Origin of the sequence: Lysobacter arenosi (assembly GCF_016613475.2) — a bacterium.
Lineage (GTDB): Bacteria > Pseudomonadota > Gammaproteobacteria > Xanthomonadales > Xanthomonadaceae > Lysobacter_J > Lysobacter_J arenosi.
Window position 1 is genome coordinate 1,898,122 of record NZ_CP071517.1, and the last position, 15,689, is coordinate 1,913,810.

Genomic DNA, 15,689 nt, shown 5'->3' on the forward strand with positions numbered 1-15,689 from the left:
TCTTAACCCTCCACCACCAGACCCATGCTGCGGGCCGAACCCGCAATCGTCTTGACCGCTGCATCCAGGTCGGCTGCCGTGAGGTCAGCTTCCTTCTGCTTGGCAATCGCTTCGAGCTGGGCGCGGGTGACCTTGCCCACCTTCTCGGTGTTCGGGCGCTTGGAGCCCGAGGCGATGCCGGCGGCCTTCTTCAGCAGCACCGAAGCCGGGGTCGACTTGGTGATGAAGGTGAAGGTACGGTCCGAGTACGCGGTGATGATGACCGGCGTCGGCAGACCCGGCTCGAGCTTGGAGGTCGCGGCGTTGAATGCCTTGCAGAACTCCATGATGTTCAGGCCGCGCTGGCCCAGGGCCGGGCCGACGGGCGGCGACGGGTTGGCCTGGCCGGCCTTGACCTGCAACTTGATGTAACCGACTACTTTCTTAGCCATTTCTCTCTCTCCGGGTGCAAACGCCTGGACTTCAGGCTCCCCATCGCGCCGGGAAAATCACGTGTCCCGACATCACGTTGTTAGTAACTTGTTCTGCAGCACGCCAACGGCCGCCATGCGGCGGCCGGGGCTTCTGGATCGCGCTAAAAGCGGCGAGCCAGCAAGTATATCAGCAATTTAGCGCCGGAAGCCAGGCTCCGGCGCCGAGCCGGGTCAGGCCTTCTCGACCTGCCCGAATTCCAGCTCGACCGGGGTCGAGCGGCCGAAGATGAGCACGGCCACGCGCAGGCGGCTCTTCTCGTAGTTGATCTCTTCGACCACGCCGTTGAAGTCGTTGAACGGGCCGTCGATGACCCGGACCATCTCGCCCGGCTCGAACAGCACCTTGGGCTTGGGCTTCTCGACGCCTTCCTGCACGCGCTGCAGGATCATGTCGGCCTCGTGGTCGGCGATCGGCAGCGGGCGGTCGGCGGTGCCGCCGATGAAGCCCATCACCTTCGGGGTCTCCTTGACCAGGTGCCAGCTCTCGTTGTCCATGCGCGGGATGCCCGCTTCGTCATGGGTCGCGATCTGGACCAGGACATAGCCCGGGAAGAACTTGCGCTCGGAACGACGCTTCTGGCCGGAGCGCATTTCCACGACTTCTTCGGTCGGGACCAGCACTTCGCCGAAACGCTCCTGCATGCCGTCGCGAACGATACGGTCACGCAGCGCCTGTGCCACGGACTTCTCGAAGCCCGAGTAGGCATGTACCACGTACCAACGCTTATGCACTTCGCTCATTTCTTCAGCGCCCCAGCAGGAACTTGACTGCGGCCTGGATCACCACGTCGAAACCGGCCAGGATCAGGCTCAGCACGGCGACGGCAATCATGACCACCCAGGTGGTGCGCATGGCTTCCTGGCGGGTCGGCCAGACAACCTTGCGCAGCTCGAAGCGCGATTCAGACAGGAATTCGCGGGTTTGCAGGCCCTTGGAGCTGGTCAGGAACACACCGGCACCCAGGACCAGGCCGCCAGCGACGGCCAGGGCGCGCAGCGCGCCGGCCCACTGGTCGAAGTAGATGTAGGCGGCCACGCCCGCAGCGACCAGCAGCACGGCAAGTGCGTACTTGACGATGTCGCCGGCGGAGGAGGATCCGTGTTGTTCGACCTTGCTGTTCATCCGATCCATCGCGCAGCGGTGAGGCCACGTCTGTAGGTGGTACGACCCGACCACGGATGACCGGGGCTGTGCGGAAGCGCCCGCATGTAGTGGCACGCCAGGAGGGACTCGAACCCCCAACCTGCGGTTTTGGAGACCGCTGCTCTGCCAATTGAGCTACTGGCGTACATCGATAAAGCTTAACGGATTTGCCTGAAGCGGGGTTGGACCCGGATTCAGCACCGAAGTTCAGACTCCCTTAGACGGCGACGGCGAGCCGCTGCCGACTCGCCGGGAAGTCCACAACATCTACGGCTAAACGAACAAATCCGGGCGCGCTCTCGCGCGCCCGGATCAAATCATTACTTGATGATCTTCGCCACGACGCCGGCGCCGACGGTGCGGCCGCCTTCGCGGATTGCGAAGCGCAGGCCTTCGTCCATCGCGACCGGGTTGATCAGTGAGACGACCATCTTGATGTTGTCGCCCGGCATGACCATCTCGACGCCTTCCGGCAGCGTCACTGCGCCGGTGATGTCGGTCGTGCGGAAGTAGAACTGCGGACGGTAGCCCTTGAAGAACGGGGTGTGACGGCCGCCCTCGTCCTTCGACAGCACGTACACCTCGGCTTCGAACTCGGTGTGCGGGGTGATCGAACCCGGCTTGCACAGCACCTGGCCGCGCTCGACGTCGTCACGCTTGGTGCCGCGCAGCAGCAGACCGGCGTTGTCGCCTGCCTGACCCTGGTCGAGCAGCTTGCGGAACATCTCGACGCCGGTGACGGTCGTCTTCTGGGTCGGACGGATACCGACGATTTCGATTTCGTCGCCGACCTTGATGATGCCGCGCTCGATACGGCCGGTCACCACGGTGCCGCGGCCCGAGATCGAGAACACGTCTTCCACCGGCATCAGGAACGCCTTGTCGACGTCACGCTGCGGCTCCGGGATGAAGGTGTCGAGCGCGTCGACCAGCTTCAGGATCGCCGGCACGCCGATTTCCGACTGGTCGCCTTCCAGCGCCAGACGGGCCGAACCGTGGATGATCGGGGTGTCGTCGCCCGGGAAGTCGTACTTCGACAGCAGCTCACGGACTTCCATCTCGACCAGCTCGAGCAGCTCGGCGTCGTCGACCATGTCGGCCTTGTTCAGGAACACGACGATGTACGGCACGCCGACCTGGCGCGACAGCAGGATGTGCTCGCGCGTCTGCGGCATCGGGCCGTCAGCGGCCGAGCACACCAGGATCGCGCCGTCCATCTGCGCCGCACCCGTGATCATGTTCTTCACGTAGTCGGCGTGGCCCGGGCAGTCCACGTGTGCGTAGTGGCGGTTCGGGCTCTCGTACTCGACGTGTGCGGTCGAGATCGTGATGCCGCGAGCCTTCTCTTCCGGCGCCGCGTCGATCGCGTCGTACGCCTTGAACTCGCCACCGAAACGCTCCGCGCCCACCTTCGTCAGTGCCGCCGTCAGCGTCGTCTTGCCGTGGTCGACGTGACCGATCGTGCCCACGTTCACGTGCGGCTTGGTGCGCTCAAACTTACCCTTGGCCATGACAGTCGACTCTCGCTTGTAGGACGGAATTACGTTGGTGGATCGCTTGTAGTGGTGCTCACGAAAGGAATCGAACCTTCGACCTCCTCCTTACCAAGGAGGTGCTCTACCGACTGAGCTACGTGAGCAGATTGTGCCTAGCAGGTGGGACGTCGCGGCGTTCAATGGAGCGGGAGACGGGAATCGAACCCGCACCATCAGCTTGGAAGGCTGAGGTTCTACCGTTGAACTACTCCCGCGCCGGAACCTACCTGCTTGGGTACTGCGCCGATGGTTGGTAACGCCACCGGTTTGTTGCCTGTTGCTACCGCTTGTTCACTGCCGACCTTGCGACCGGATGAATCTGGTGGAGGGAGGTGGATTCGAACCACCGAAGGCGTAAGCCAGCAGATTTACAGTCTGCCCCCGTTGGCCGCTTGGGTATCCCTCCAAAAGAGCCAGCAATTTTGGGACCGACCGACGAGGTTGTCAACGATGTTTACACATCTATTTTCAACATAGCGGCAAAATCTCATCAAAACGCTGCCCGCAAGCCCGAAGGCGAGCGGACGGACACTCAGACGTTGAAGCGGAAGTGCAGCACGTCGCCTTCCTGGACGCGGTATTCCTTGCCTTCCAGGCGCAGGCGACCGGCGTCGCGGGCACCGGACTCGCCTTTGTACTTGATGTAGTCGTCATACGCGATGGTTTCGGCGCGGATGAAGCCCTTTTCAAAGTCGGTGTGGATCACCGCGGCGGCCTGCGGCGCGGTCGAACCGGACTTCACCGTCCAGGCGCGGACTTCCTTCACGCCGGCGGTGAAGTAGGTCTGCAGGCCCAGCAGCTTGTAGGCGGCGCGGATCACCCGGTTCAGGCCCGGCTCGTCGAGGCCAAGGTCGGTCAGGAAGGCGTCGCGGTCGGCGTCCTCGAGCTGGCTGAGCTCCTCCTCGATCGCCGCGCACACCGGCACCACCTCGGCGCCCTCGCCCACCGCGCGCTCGCGCACGCGTCCAGGTGCGGGTTGTCGTGGAAACCGTCCTCGAGGACGTTGGCGACGTACATGACCGGTTTGAGGGTCAGCAGGAACAGGTCGCGCACCTGCAGGCGGTCGTCTTCCGACAGGCCCAGCGCGCGCGCCGGCTTGCCCGAATCCAGCCCGGCGCGGACACGGCCCAGCACCTCGACGCGGATCTTGGCGTCCTTGTCGCCGGTCTTGGCGGTGCGCTCGGCGCGCTGCAGGGCCTTTTCGACCGATTCCAGGTCGGCCCAGGGCCAGCTCGGTATCGATCGTCTCGATGTCGGCGATCGGGTCGACCTTGTTGTTGACGTGGATGACGTCCGGATTCTCGAAGCAGCGCACCACGTGGGTGATCGCGTCGACCTCGCGGATATGGGCCAGGAACTTGTTACCCAGGCCCTCGCCGCTGGCGGCACCGGCGACCAGGCCGGCGATGTCGACGAACTCGACCGCGGTGGGGATGCACTTCTGCGGCTTGACGATCTCTGACAGCGCGATCAGGCGCGGATCGGGCACCGGCACCACGCCGACGTTGGGTTCGATCGTGCAGAACGGGAAGTTGGCCGCCGCGATGCCGGCCTTGGTCAGGGCGTTGAAGAGGGTCGACTTGCCGACGTTAGGCAGGCCGACGATGCCGCATTTGATGCCCATGACGCTTTCTCGCTCTGTTGCAGTACCGGCAGCGCCGGCACCAGGAATGGGGGTGGAACTCAGGCCCGCGGCGTGTGCAGCCGCTTCATGGCCTCGTTGAAGTCGCCGGTGACCGCCAGGGGCAGTACGTCCTGGGCGTCGTCGATGGCGCGCAGGATCATCGCCTCGTCGGCGCTGCCGGGACGGCCCAGCACCCAGGAGGTGACGCGATCCTTGTGGCCCGGATGGCCAATGCCGATGCGCAGGCGGTGGTACTTGCCGTGGCCGAGCAGCTGGCTGATGTCGCGCAGGCCGTTCTGGCCGCCATGACCACCGTCGAACTTGATGCGGGCGACGCCGGCGTCGAGGTCGAGCTCATCGTGGCAGACCAGCATCTGCTCCGGCTCGATCTTCCAGTAGCGCAGGGCCGCGGTGACGGACTTGCCGGACAGGTTCATGAAAGTGGCCGGCTTGAGCAGCCAGACCGGCTGGCCGGCGATGTCGACCTTGCAGGTCTCGCCGAACAGCTTGGATTCCAGACCAAAGCGGCCGCCCAGGCGTGAAGCCAGGGCGTCCACAAACCAGAACCCGGCGTTGTGCCGGGTCCGGAGGTGTTCGGCTCCGGGATTTCCCAGGCCGACAATGAGGCGCAGACCAGCAGCCATCAGAGAATCTCACGCAGTGGCCTGCCCGCGGTTGCGGGCAGGCGCACGGGACGTGATTACTTCTCGTCCTTCTTGGCGGCCTTGGTCGCCGGCACTTCGGCCGGGGTCTCTTCCGAGGTTTCCTCGGATTCGACGCGACCGTGCTTGGCCATCACGACGGCAACGTCGTGTTCCTTGCCCAGCTTCAGTTCCGGCAGCTCGACGCCCTTGGGCAGCTTGATGTCCGACAGGTGCACCACGTCGCCGACGGCCAGCTTGGCCAGGTCGACTTCGATGAACTCCGGCAGGTCCTTGGGCAGGCAGCTGACGGTGACTTCGTTGAGCTCGTGGGTGATGACCACGTCGGCGGCCTTGCCGGCCGGCGAGCTGTCCTGGTTGAGGAAGTGCAGCGGCACGGCAGCCTTCAGCGCCTGGTTCAGATCAACGCGCTGGAAGTCCAGGTGCATGATGATCTGCTTGAACGGATGGCGCTGCATGTCACGCAGCAGGACCGGCTCGGCCTTGCCGTCGATCTCGAGGGTCAGGATCGAGGAGTAGAACCACTCGTTCTGCTGGGCCAGCCAGGTCTTCTCGTGGTCGAGCTGGATGGGCTGCGGCGCGGACTTGCCGCCGTAGACGATGGCCGGGATGCTGGCGGCATGACGAAGACGGCGGCTCGCACCCTTCCCTTCGACGCTGCGGCCAGTGGCCTTGAGGATGTGTTCAGACATTTGGATTACTCACTTTTACTGCTATGAACCCGTCTCGCGACGGGGATGAACGCTCACCCGCGACCAGGTGAGCGGCGTTTGCGGCAACGACCGGAGCCGTCGCCGCGAATTCTTAGTCCACGTACAACGAGCTGACCGATTCACCGAAGGCAACGCGGCGGATCGTTTCAGCCAACAGCTCGGCAACGCTGAGCTGGCGGATCTTGTTGCAGGCCTTGGCCGCGTCCGACAGGCGGATGGTGTCGGTCACCACCAGCTCGTCGAGCTGCGACTTGGTCACGTTGTCGATCGCCGCGCCCGACAGCACCGGGTGGGTGCAGTAGGCGGCGACCTTGACCGCGCCGCGCTGCTTGAGGGCAGCGGCGGCAGCGCACAACGTGCCGGCGGTGTCGACGATGTCGTCGACCAGGACGCAGGTCTTGCCTTCGACGTCACCGATGATGTTCATCACCGTGGAGACGTTGGCGCGCGGGCGGCGCTTGTCGATGATCGCCAGGTCGGCATCGTCGAGGCGCTTGGCGATCGCGCGGGCGCGGACCACGCCACCCACGTCAGGCGAGACCACCACCATGTTGTCGGTGCCGTGCGCGCGCCAGATGTCGGCGAGCAGCAGCGGCGAGGCATACACGTTGTCGACCGGGATATCGAAGAAACCCTGGATCTGGTCGGCGTGCAGGTCGACCGTCAACACGCGATCGGTACCGACCGCGCTGAACATCTTTGCCGCCACCTTGGCGGTGATCGGCACGCGCGAGGAACGCGGGCGGCGATCCTGGCGGGCGTAACCGAAGTACGGCACCACCGCGGTCACGCTGGCCACCGAGGCGCGCTTGAGCGCATCCACCAGCACCAGCAGTTCCATGAAATTCTCGGCCGTGGGCGCGTTCGTCGGCTGGATCACGAACACTTCCTGGCGGCGCACGTTCTCTTCGATCTCGACCTGCACCTCGCCGTCCGAGAAACGGCTGACGAGAGCCTTGCCCAGGCGGATGCCGAGCTCCTTGCACACCGCGTCGGCCAGCGGGCGGTTGGCATTGCCGCTGAAAATCAGCAGGTTCCGATCGTTTTGCACAGTGCTCTCCGCTTCGCTCTGACCGTGGCGGTTATCCGGGGGCGTCCGCACCGGAAAGGCCGCTGCGGTCCGCAATGAATTGGCAGGGGCGGTAGGATTCGAACCTACGGATGCCAGGATCAAAACCTGGTGCCTTGGGCCTCTTGGCGACGCCCCTGCATGAGGTACATGAGGTCCATTCCGGCGGGGACTGCAGCAGGAATGAGCCGGAGCCTGATTCGGCCGCTACTCGCTCCCCGCTCCTTCCCACCTGCTTCGCGCCTCCAGCAGCGGCGAGCGCGAGGCTCCCGTTGCCAGCCAGGCCCGAAGACCCTGCGGTAGTGCCACCAGTGCCGCCTCGGCGTCCTCGCGTGATGCGAATTCGACGAAACAGCCGCTGCCAGACCCGGTCAGGCGCGGCGAGCCGATCTGCGAAAGTGCTGCAAACACCGCCTCTACGGCGGGTTCGCGCACGCGCAATACCGGCTCGAACGCATTCCCGAGCGGCACACCCGAAACGAAGTCCGCTATTGTCGCGGGCGCGGCATCACGCGTCAATTCAGGGGCACGGAACAACGCTGCGGTCGGCGCGTGCACGCCGGGGTCGGCCAGCACGTACCAGGCCGGCGCCAGATCGATCGGGGTGAGCTTCTCCCCCACCCCTTCGGCCCAGGCATCGCGACCGCGGACGAACACCGGCACGTCGGCACCGAGCTGCAGCCCCAGGGCGGCCAGGCGGTCCTCGCCGAGCGCGGTGCCCCAAAGGGCATCGAGTGCGACCATAACGGTCGCCGCATCGGACGAACCACCGCCGAACCCGCCGCCCGACGGGATGCGCTTTTCGACGACGATGTCGGCACCATACGGGCTGTTAGATTCCAATTGCAGCAACTTGGCGGCGCGGACCGTGAGGTCGTCGGCCTCGGCCACGCCTGGCGCGCTGGCGCCATGGCGGCGGATCTGGCCGTCGTCACGGACCCGCAACCGGATCGAGTCGCCCCAGTCGAGCAAGCGGAACACCGTCTGCAGGAGGTGGTAGCCATCGTCTCGACGCCCGGTGATACGGAGGAACAGGTTCAGCTTGGCGGGGGCCGGCCACAGCGACCACCCAGCCTGGTTCCCAACTTCAGACATCGCCGAACTCATTGCCTCATGACTCACTGGGGCGCGCCGAGCGACCACTGATCGACGATCAGGCGGACCTTGGCCTGGCCGCGCGTGGCCACCAGCCGGGCCGGCATGACCGGGCCAGCCGAGGCCGGCTGCCACTCCTGGTATTCGATCAGCCAGCCGGCCTGTTGCAGGCGCGACGGCAGGTTGCCGGCGCCGTACTCGACCTTCGCCGGGCCGTACTCGGCCGAGGTCGCACCGATGCCACGCACCCAGTCCGAGAGCGCGCGCACGGGGATGTCCCAGCCGGTCGTTGCCTGCAGCATGGATTCGACGTCCGCGCTCTCGCGCGTCCCGCCTTCGACACCCTCCAGGCGCGCACCGGCTGCGTCGCCGCTGAGGCGCCAGCTCTGGCGGGTCACCGGGGCGCTCAGCGAGATCGCATAGCGGCCCTGCGTCTGTTGCCAGTCGATGCGGCCGCTGCCGCCCTGCTTGCCGTTGGAGACGGCAATGCGGCCCGACAGCGACCACTCGCCGACATCACCGCGGCGCTGGTCGTTGGCCTGCGCCTGGACCGGGTCGACCGGCACGGCCGGGGCGCGGGTCGGGCTCGACACGCAGCCGGCCAGCACCGTCATGGACAACGCGGCCACACACAACGAGTAGCGGATCTTCATGCGCCGGTCTTCTCCAGCGCGCGCTTGAGCGAGCGGTTGTCCGGATCGAGCTTGCGCGACTGGTCGAAGTACTTGCGTGCTTCATCCTTGCGACCGGTCACCCACAACACTTCCGCAAGGTGCGCGGCGATCTCGGCGTCCTTCTGCAAGGTCAGGGCGCGGCGCAGTTCGACCAGTGCCTCCTCGTTGCGACCGAGTCGATAGAGCACCCAGCCGTAACTGTCGATGATCGCGGGATTGTCGGGTTCGGCGGTGCGCGCGCGTTCGATCAGCTGCAGGGCTTCCTGGTAGCGCGTGGTGCGGTCTGCCAGGGTGTAGCCCAGCGCGTTGAGCGCGGCGACGTTGTCCGGTTCGGCCACCAGGATCTTGCGCAGGTCGGCTTCGGCACGCGCGACATCGTCATGACGCTCCCAGCCCAGGGCGCGCGCGTAGAGAACTTCCGGATCGTCGGGGAATGCCGCCAGGCCGCGCGCGTAGGCGTCGAGTTCGCCGGGCTGGTCCTTGTCCTTCTCGCGCAGCGCCGCCTCCAGCAGGTAGGCATCGCGACGGGATTCGTCGTCGGCGGCAGCATCGGCCTGCAGTTCGCGCAGCAGCTTGTAGGCCTCGGCGTCGCGGTTGAGCTCGTGCAGCACGTTGGCGCTGCGCAGGCGCGCCGTCCAGCGCTGTTCGCCACCAGGCACACCGCCGTACCAGTCCAGCGCTTCGTCGAAGCGGTCGAGGAACTCGGCCATCTGGCCCAGCAGCAGGCGTCGCTGCGGGTCGGGCTTGGACGCGCTGGTGCGAAGCTCTTCGTACAACCGCGTCAGCGACTGCTTGTCCTCGCTCTGGGCCAGCAATGCCGCGCGCAGTGCATAGGTCTGGTCGTCCTGCGGCCCCTTGGCGAGCACCGCTTCGGCCGCGGGGTAATCGCCCAGGCGGTGGTATTCGTCGGCCAGGGCGCGGCGCAGATCACGGTCGTCACCGGCCTGCTCCGACAGCGATGCCAGCAGCTTGCGGGCCTCGTCGTCCTTGCCTGCCTCGCGCAGCTGGCTGGCGCGCAGCAGACCGACGCGGGCCTCACCCGGGAAGCGTTCGACCACTTCGGCGACGATGCGCTCGACCAGCTCGGGCTGTTCCAGGCCCTGCGCCAGCCCGCCAAAGGCCAGCCAGGCCGGCAGCTTGTTGGGGATGCTGCCGTCCTTGACCAGTCGCTCGAGCAGGCGCGCCGATTGCTTTGGGTCGCGCGCACCACCGCTGAGCACCCCCAGCGCCTGGCGCCAGCCGCTGTCGCCCGGCGCCTGCAGCAACTGCTTGAGGTACTTGCGGGCGGCACGTTCGTCGCCGCGGCGGATCGCCAGGACGGCTTCGGCCGCCGCCAGGTTCAGGCCTTCGCCTCCCTGCTGGCGCCACAGCGCCAGAGCCTCGGCGGCGCGCTTGTCGTCCTTGGCGAGCAGGGCGATGCGGGTCGCGCGTTCGGCCAGGGCGACATCGTCGGCGGCGCGGGCGGCGTCCAGGTAGGACTTGGCGGCCTCGTCCAGCCGCCCCGACTGCAGGGCGAACTCACCGGCCAGCAGCGGCTCGAGCGAGGCCTCGGTGGGGTCGGTGACGGGGCCGGGCTTTGCCACTTTCTCCGCGGCCGCCAGCGGTCCGGCGGCCAGCAGGGCGACAAGAATGAAACAGTACGTGCGCAAGGCAACGGGCATCGATCAAGCCTGCAGGTCAACCTGGAGGGGACGGGGCCGGTAGAATGTCGGCCTCCGCGGTAGCCAGCAGCTTATCGCAAGCACCTGAACGGAAGAGGCCCCAGTCGGCGAAGTCCGGCGCGTTGAAATGAGTTTGTTCGTACTAGGCATCAACCACCAGACCGCGCCGGTCAGCCTGCGCGAGCGTGTCGCGTTCTCGGCCGATACCGTGCCGGCAGCGCTCGATGCGCTGCGCGCATTGCCACAGGTCAGCGAGGTCGCCCTGCTGTCGACCTGCAACCGCACCGAGCTGTATGCCGTGGCCGACGACGACGGCCAGGCACTGGCCGACTGGCTGGCCACGCACCCGGACGAAGTCGGCGACCTGCACGCCTACCTCTATCGCCATCGCGATGCCGATGCGGTTCGCCATCTGTTCCGCGTCGCCACCGGGCTGGATTCACTGGTCCTGGGCGAGCCGCAGATCCTCGGCCAGGTAAAGGACGCCTGGGCCAGTGCGCGCCATGCCGGCAGCCTGGGCAACCAGCTCGACCGCCTGTTCCAGCACGCCTTCACCACCGCCAAGCGCGCGCGTACCGACACCCGCATCGGCGCCAACCCGGTGTCGGTGGCGTCGGCTGCCGTTCGCCTGGCGCAGGAATCCTTCGCCCGCCTCGAGGACTCGACCGTGCTGCTGATCGGCGCCGGCGAAACCATCGAGCTGGCCGCGCGCCACCTCGTGCAGGCGCGGGCAAAACGCCTGCTGGTCGCCAACCGCACGCTGGCCCACGCGCAGGAACTGGCCACCCGCCACGGCGGCGTCGCCCTGCCCCTGAGCGAGCTCGACAAGCACCTGGGCGAGGCCGACGTGGTCATTTCCGCCACGGCCAGCCGCGATCCGATCCTGCGCAAGGCCAATGTCGCCGCCGCGCTGGCGACGCGCCGGCACCGGCCGATGCTGCTGCTCGACCTGGCCGTGCCGCGCGACATCGGCGCCGACGTCGCCGAGCTCAAGGACGTGTTCCTGTACACCGTCGACGACCTGGAACGGGCGATCGAGGACAATCGCCGCAGCCGTCGCGAAGCGGCGACCGAAGCCGAGGCCATCGTCGAGATGCAGGTGGCGCGCTTCACCGAGACCATCGCTGCCAGCACTCGCACCGCGCCGCTCAAGCGCCTGCGCGCGCACGGCGAGTCGGCCAAGGCCGACGTGCTGGCCAGGGCGCAGCAGCAGCTGGCCGCCGGCCAGGACCCGCAGGAAGTGCTGAACTTCCTCGCCCACACGCTCACCAACCGCCTGCTGCATGCGCCGACGGTGGCATTGCGTGAGGCGGCGCTGACCGGAAACATCGAACTGGCACGCGCTGCCGAGAAGCTGTTCCCCGAGAACGACGAACCCGGTGCCGGGAAGAACGAGCAGCGCGAAGGCTAGCGACCTGAAGTCGAACAGGCCGTTCCGGCCGTCGCACCGCCTGCTCACTTCCTCCACACCCGGTTCGCCCATGACTCCCACCCTGCGCCGCAAGCTCGAAGCCCTCGTCGAACGCCGCGAAGAACTCGAGCGGCTGTTGTCCGACCCGGGTGTCATCGGCGATGCCGAGCGCTTCCGCAGGTTCTCGCGCGAATTCTCGCAGCTCGAGCCGGTGGCCCATGCGCTGTCCGCCGAGGCGCAGGCAAAGCGCGACCTGGCCGCGGCCGAGGGCATGCGCGGCGACCCGGAACTGGCCGAGCTGGCGGAAGAGGAAATCGCCGCCGCCCATGCGCGCCTGCAACAGCTCGAGATCGAACTGCTCGCCCACCTCGTGCCGAAGGACCCGCGCGACGACGGCGACATCTACCTGGAAGTGCGCGCCGGCACCGGCGGCGACGAAGCGGCGATCTTCGCCGGCGACCTGTTCCGCATGTACGCGCGTTACGCCGAGCGACAGGGCTGGAAGGTGGAAATCGAATCCAGCAGCCCCGGCGAGCACGGCGGCTTCAAGGAAGTCATCGCGCGCGTGGAGGGACGCGGCGCGTATTCGCGCCTGAAGTTTGAATCGGGCACGCACCGCGTGCAGCGCGTGCCGGCAACGGAATCGCAGGGACGCATCCACACCTCGGCGGCGACGGTGGCGATCATCCCGGTCGAGGCCGAAGGCGAGCCGATCGAGATCAATCCGGCCGACCTGAGGGTCGACACCTTCCGCTCCAGCGGCGCCGGCGGCCAGCACGTCAACAAGACCGAATCGGCGATCCGCATCACCCACGTGCCCAGCGGCGTGGTCGTGGAAAGCCAGACCGAACGCAGCCAGCACGCCAACCGCGACAAGGCGATGAAGCGGCTGGCGGCGATCCTCGCCGAAGCGCAGGCGGCCAAGGCCGCTGCCGCGCAGGCCTCGATCCGCAAGCTGCAGGTCGGCAGCGGCGACCGCAGCCAGCGCATCCGCACCTACAACTTCCCGCAGGGCCGCATCACCGACCACCGCGTCGAAGGGCTCACGCTGTACGACCTGCCCAACGTGATCGAGGGCGACCTGCAGGAACTGGTCGACCGCCTGCAGCACGAACACCAGGCCGACGAACTGGCGCGGCTGACGCACGACGCCTGAGGCCGGCGCCGCGCCCGGGAAGGGTTGTCTACAATCGGCCCACCCCATGAGCACGGAACCGCCATGTCCCTAGAGATCAGGCGCGCCACGCTGAGCGACCTCGACCAGCTTGCACCGCTGTTCGATGCCTACCGCATGTTCTACGAGCAACCGCAGGATGCGGCGCTGGCACGCGCGTTCCTGCACGAGCGCATCGAGCGCGACCAGTCCGTCGTGCTGCTGGCCGTGATCGACGGTGCGGCAGTCGGCTTCACCCAGCTCTACCCGACGTTCTCGTCGGTGCGCGCGGCACGCGTGTGGGTTCTCAACGATCTGTATGTCGATCGGAGCGCGCGCCGGCAGGGTGTGGCGCAGGCATTGCTGACGGCCGCGGCGATGTTCGCGCGCGACGACCGCGCGATCCGCCTCGAACTGGAAACCACGCCGGACAACCGCGACGCCCAGGCGCTGTACGAATCCGGTGGCTGGCAGCTGTACGACGGCACGCTTCGCTATCACCTGTCGCTGGTCTGATCCGTGCACAACGATCCGCGCATCGAACTGCGTCGCGAGCTCGAGCGAAACCCCGGCGATGCCTATGCCTGGATCCTGCTGGCCGAGCATGAGCTCGACCGCGGCGATGCCGCCGCCGGCGCGATGGCCGCGCAACGCGCACTCGCACTGAGGCCCGGACATCCCGAGGCGTTGGCGCGACTGGGTCGCGCGCAGTGGATGCAGGGCCAGCGCGACGATGCCGTCGCCAGCCTGCGCGCGGCCGCTGCGAACGCCCCCGACCATCCCGGCATCGCCGTCTGGCTGGGCCATGCACTGGAAGACACCGGCGAGGCCGAGGCCGCATCGCAGGCCTACGCGCGTGCGCACGCGCTGGCGCCGGCCGAACCGCAACTGGCCGCCTACCTCCTGGCCTGGCGGCGCAAGCTGTGCGACTGGCGCGACTTGGACGCGCTCGCGCGCCAGGTCCGCGATGCGGTCAACAACGCAACCGCATCGGTCGAACCGTTCGCCTTCCTGAGCGAGGACGCCACCGCAGCCGAACAGCTGCGCTGCGCGCGCCTTCGCGCCAGTGTCGTGGCCGCATCCGTGCGCCCGTTGCCGGCGTCGCAGGCCACAGCGACCGGACCGATCCGGGTCGGCTTCCTCTCCAATGGTTTCGGCGCGCATCCAACCGGTCTGCTGACGGCGGCGATGTTCGAACAGCTCAAGGCCGATACCGATATCGAGATCCATCAGTTCGCGCTCAACAGCGACGACGGCAGCCCGATCCGGCAGCGTCTCCACGCCGCCGCGCATACCTTGCACGATGTATCGATGCGCGCGCACGCACAGGTCGCGACGGCCATCCGCGCAGCCCGCATCGACGTCCTGTTCGACCTGCGCGGCTGGGGCGGCGGTGGCACGCCGGAAGTGCTGGCGATGCGACCGGCGCCGGTGCAGGTGAACTGGCTGGCCTACCCGGGCACGTCCGGCGCACCGTGGATCGACCACGTGCTGGCCGATCGCTTCGTGCTTCCGGAATCGATGGCGCAGGACTTCAGCGAGAACGTGGTCTGGCTGCCGCGCTGCTTCCAGCCGTCCGACACGACGCGTTCACTCCCGGCGCCACCGTCGCGCGCGCAATGCGGCCTGCCCGAACGCGGTGACAACGGCGAAGGCGTGGTGTTCTGCTGCTTCAACAACAGCTACAAGCTCAACCCGCGCAGCGTGATGCGCGCGTTGGCAGTGCTGCGCGACGTCCCGGGCAGCGTGCTGTGGCTGCTGTCCGGGCCGGGCCATGCCGATGCACGCCTGGCCGATGTCGCGCGCATGCAGGGAGTCGATCCTGCCCGACTGATATTCATGCCCAAGCAACCGCACGCCGAGTACCTGGCGCGCCTGCAGCACGCCGACCTGTTCCTCGACACCGAGCCGTACAACGCCCACACCACGGCATCGGATGCCCTGTGGGCTGGCTGCCCAGTGCTGACGCGACCTGGGGAAACGTTTGCGGCGCGCGTTGCCGGCAGCCTCAATCACCACCTGGGCATGGCGGAGATGAATGTCGGCGACGATGCGGCGTTTGTTGCGCGTGCGGTTTCGCTGGGGAGGGATCCGGACGCACTGGCTGCGCTTAAGGGGGAGCTGGTTCGTCGGCGCGGCGAGAGCGGGCTGTTCGATATGGGTGGGTTCGCGGGTGATTTTGCTGATGCTGTGCGGTCGATGGCTGGACGCGGGTAGGAAGGTCCGCTTGCCGCAGTGAAGCAACGTCCATGGGTTCCCGCTTTCGCGGGAATGACGAGCCAGAAACGAAGACCAGGCAACGAATTGCCGGAGCGTCGTCCGCCGGGTCGGGGATTGCGCAGCAGTGGGCCATGGATGGCCCACGCCCCGCATCAGACAGGATGTCTGACTAAGGGGCGGAGCAATCCCCGGCCCGGCGGACGACGCCCCTCCGCAGACGGCACGCCAGACCACGCCCACCCGCAAGCGGCAGCG

Annotated in this window: 14 protein-coding genes, 5 tRNA genes and 1 pseudogene; 4 read left to right on the forward strand and 16 right to left on the reverse strand. The window is 67.1% G+C overall.

Annotation, left to right across the window (positions count from 1 at the left end):
* Nucleotides 1-2: 2 nt before the first annotated feature.
* The 16 genes and pseudogenes from rplK to HIV01_RS08920 all read right to left on the reverse strand — a co-directional run bounded on the left by rplK (nt 3) and on the right by HIV01_RS08920 (nt 10,650).
* Nucleotides 3-431 carry a 50S ribosomal protein L11 gene (gene rplK, locus HIV01_RS08845; RefSeq protein ID WP_200606519.1) on the reverse strand — a complete coding sequence of 143 codons (429 nt, stop codon included), beginning with the start codon at nt 429-431 and terminating at the stop codon, nt 3-5.
* Nucleotides 432-644: 213 nt separating this feature from the next.
* Entirely contained in the window at nt 645-1,214 is a 570-nt protein-coding gene (gene nusG / locus HIV01_RS08850) for a transcription termination/antitermination protein NusG (RefSeq protein WP_200606520.1), read from the reverse strand.
* A 4-nt stretch (nt 1,215-1,218) separates the two neighbouring features.
* A complete protein-coding gene (secE, locus tag HIV01_RS08855) occupies nt 1,219-1,596 on the reverse strand; it encodes a preprotein translocase subunit SecE (RefSeq protein WP_158733605.1) in 378 nt (125 codons plus the stop codon).
* Between the two features lie 90 nt (nt 1,597-1,686).
* Nucleotides 1,687-1,762 (reverse strand) — tRNA-Trp (locus tag HIV01_RS08860).
* A gap of 175 nt (nt 1,763-1,937) precedes the next feature.
* Nucleotides 1,938-3,128, reverse strand: coding sequence for an elongation factor Tu (tuf, locus tag HIV01_RS08865; protein WP_200606508.1), 1,191 nt, complete (start codon nt 3,126-3,128; stop codon nt 1,938-1,940).
* A 52-nt stretch (nt 3,129-3,180) separates the two neighbouring features.
* Nucleotides 3,181-3,256, reverse strand: a tRNA-Thr gene (locus HIV01_RS08870).
* Nucleotides 3,257-3,293: 37 nt separating this feature from the next.
* Nucleotides 3,294-3,367: transfer RNA gene (locus HIV01_RS08875), tRNA-Gly, on the reverse strand.
* 105 nt (nt 3,368-3,472) lie between these two features.
* Nucleotides 3,473-3,558: transfer RNA gene (locus HIV01_RS08880), tRNA-Tyr, on the reverse strand.
* Between the two features lie 126 nt (nt 3,559-3,684).
* Nucleotides 3,685-4,776, reverse strand: a pseudogene (gene ychF / locus HIV01_RS08885) (redox-regulated ATPase YchF).
* Nucleotides 4,777-4,835: 59 nt separating this feature from the next.
* On the reverse strand, nt 4,836-5,420 hold the full coding sequence (gene pth, locus HIV01_RS08890) for an aminoacyl-tRNA hydrolase (RefSeq protein ID WP_200606522.1): 585 nt from the start codon (nt 5,418-5,420) through the stop codon (nt 4,836-4,838).
* A gap of 56 nt (nt 5,421-5,476) precedes the next feature.
* A complete protein-coding gene (locus HIV01_RS08895) occupies nt 5,477-6,130 on the reverse strand; it encodes a 50S ribosomal protein L25/general stress protein Ctc (protein WP_200606523.1) in 654 nt (217 codons plus the stop codon).
* A 112-nt stretch (nt 6,131-6,242) separates the two neighbouring features.
* Nucleotides 6,243-7,202: a ribose-phosphate diphosphokinase gene (locus tag HIV01_RS08900; RefSeq protein ID WP_158733609.1), complete on the reverse strand. Its 960-nt coding sequence runs from the start codon at nt 7,200-7,202 to the stop codon at nt 6,243-6,245.
* 80 nt (nt 7,203-7,282) lie between these two features.
* Nucleotides 7,283-7,359: transfer RNA gene (locus HIV01_RS08905), tRNA-Gln, on the reverse strand.
* Between the two features lie 68 nt (nt 7,360-7,427).
* Nucleotides 7,428-8,315: a 4-(cytidine 5'-diphospho)-2-C-methyl-D-erythritol kinase gene (gene ispE, locus HIV01_RS08910; RefSeq protein WP_200606524.1), complete on the reverse strand. Its 888-nt coding sequence runs from the start codon at nt 8,313-8,315 to the stop codon at nt 7,428-7,430.
* A 23-nt stretch (nt 8,316-8,338) separates the two neighbouring features.
* Nucleotides 8,339-8,968, reverse strand: coding sequence for a lipoprotein insertase outer membrane protein LolB (gene lolB, locus HIV01_RS08915; protein ID WP_200606526.1), 630 nt, complete (start codon nt 8,966-8,968; stop codon nt 8,339-8,341).
* A complete protein-coding gene (locus HIV01_RS08920) occupies nt 8,965-10,650 on the reverse strand; it encodes a tetratricopeptide repeat protein (protein WP_200606528.1) in 1,686 nt (561 codons plus the stop codon). Before HIV01_RS08920 ends, lolB begins: the two co-directional genes overlap by 4 nt.
* Nucleotides 10,651-10,777: 127 nt before the next feature.
* Between HIV01_RS08920 and hemA the strand changes: the two genes are divergently transcribed.
* From hemA to HIV01_RS08940, 4 genes are all read left to right on the forward strand, one after another.
* The gene (hemA, locus tag HIV01_RS08925) at nt 10,778-12,061 is read left to right on the forward strand and encodes a glutamyl-tRNA reductase (protein ID WP_200606529.1); all 1,284 of its coding nucleotides are present in this window, start codon (nt 10,778-10,780) and stop codon (nt 12,059-12,061) included.
* A gap of 70 nt (nt 12,062-12,131) precedes the next feature.
* On the forward strand, nt 12,132-13,217 hold the full coding sequence (gene prfA, locus HIV01_RS08930; protein WP_200606530.1) for a peptide chain release factor 1: 1,086 nt from the start codon (nt 12,132-12,134) through the stop codon (nt 13,215-13,217).
* Between the two features lie 63 nt (nt 13,218-13,280).
* The gene (locus HIV01_RS08935) at nt 13,281-13,730 is read left to right on the forward strand and encodes a GNAT family N-acetyltransferase (protein ID WP_200606531.1); all 450 of its coding nucleotides are present in this window, start codon (nt 13,281-13,283) and stop codon (nt 13,728-13,730) included.
* A gap of 3 nt (nt 13,731-13,733) precedes the next feature.
* Nucleotides 13,734-15,431 (forward strand): O-linked N-acetylglucosamine transferase, SPINDLY family protein, encoded by a 1,698-nt coding sequence (locus tag HIV01_RS08940; RefSeq protein WP_200606532.1) that lies wholly within the window; start codon nt 13,734-13,736, stop codon nt 15,429-15,431.
* Nucleotides 15,432-15,689: the final 258 nt, after the last annotated feature.

Excerpts from the sequence above, each read along its gene's own strand:
- rplK (WP_200606519.1), bottom strand. The coding sequence starts at position 431 with ATGGCTAAGAAAGTAGTCGGTTACATCAAGTTGCAGGTCAAGGCCGGC.
- nusG (WP_200606520.1), bottom strand. The coding sequence starts at position 1,214 with ATGAGCGAAGTGCATAAGCGTTGGTACGTGGTACATGCCTACTCGGGC.
- secE (WP_158733605.1), bottom strand. The coding sequence starts at position 1,596 with ATGAACAGCAAGGTCGAACAACACGGATCCTCCTCCGCCGGCGACATC.
- tuf (WP_200606508.1), bottom strand. The coding sequence starts at position 3,128 with ATGGCCAAGGGTAAGTTTGAGCGCACCAAGCCGCACGTGAACGTGGGC.
- pth (WP_200606522.1), bottom strand. The coding sequence starts at position 5,420 with ATGGCTGCTGGTCTGCGCCTCATTGTCGGCCTGGGAAATCCCGGAGCC.
- HIV01_RS08895 (WP_200606523.1), bottom strand. The coding sequence starts at position 6,130 with ATGTCTGAACACATCCTCAAGGCCACTGGCCGCAGCGTCGAAGGGAAG.
- ispE (WP_200606524.1), bottom strand. The coding sequence starts at position 8,315 with ATGTCTGAAGTTGGGAACCAGGCTGGGTGGTCGCTGTGGCCGGCCCCC.
- lolB (WP_200606526.1), bottom strand. The coding sequence starts at position 8,968 with ATGAAGATCCGCTACTCGTTGTGTGTGGCCGCGTTGTCCATGACGGTG.
- HIV01_RS08920 (WP_200606528.1), bottom strand. The coding sequence starts at position 10,650 with ATGCCCGTTGCCTTGCGCACGTACTGTTTCATTCTTGTCGCCCTGCTG.
- hemA (WP_200606529.1), top strand. The coding sequence starts at position 10,778 with ATGAGTTTGTTCGTACTAGGCATCAACCACCAGACCGCGCCGGTCAGC.
- prfA (WP_200606530.1), top strand. The coding sequence starts at position 12,132 with ATGACTCCCACCCTGCGCCGCAAGCTCGAAGCCCTCGTCGAACGCCGC.
- HIV01_RS08935 (WP_200606531.1), top strand. The coding sequence starts at position 13,281 with ATGTCCCTAGAGATCAGGCGCGCCACGCTGAGCGACCTCGACCAGCTT.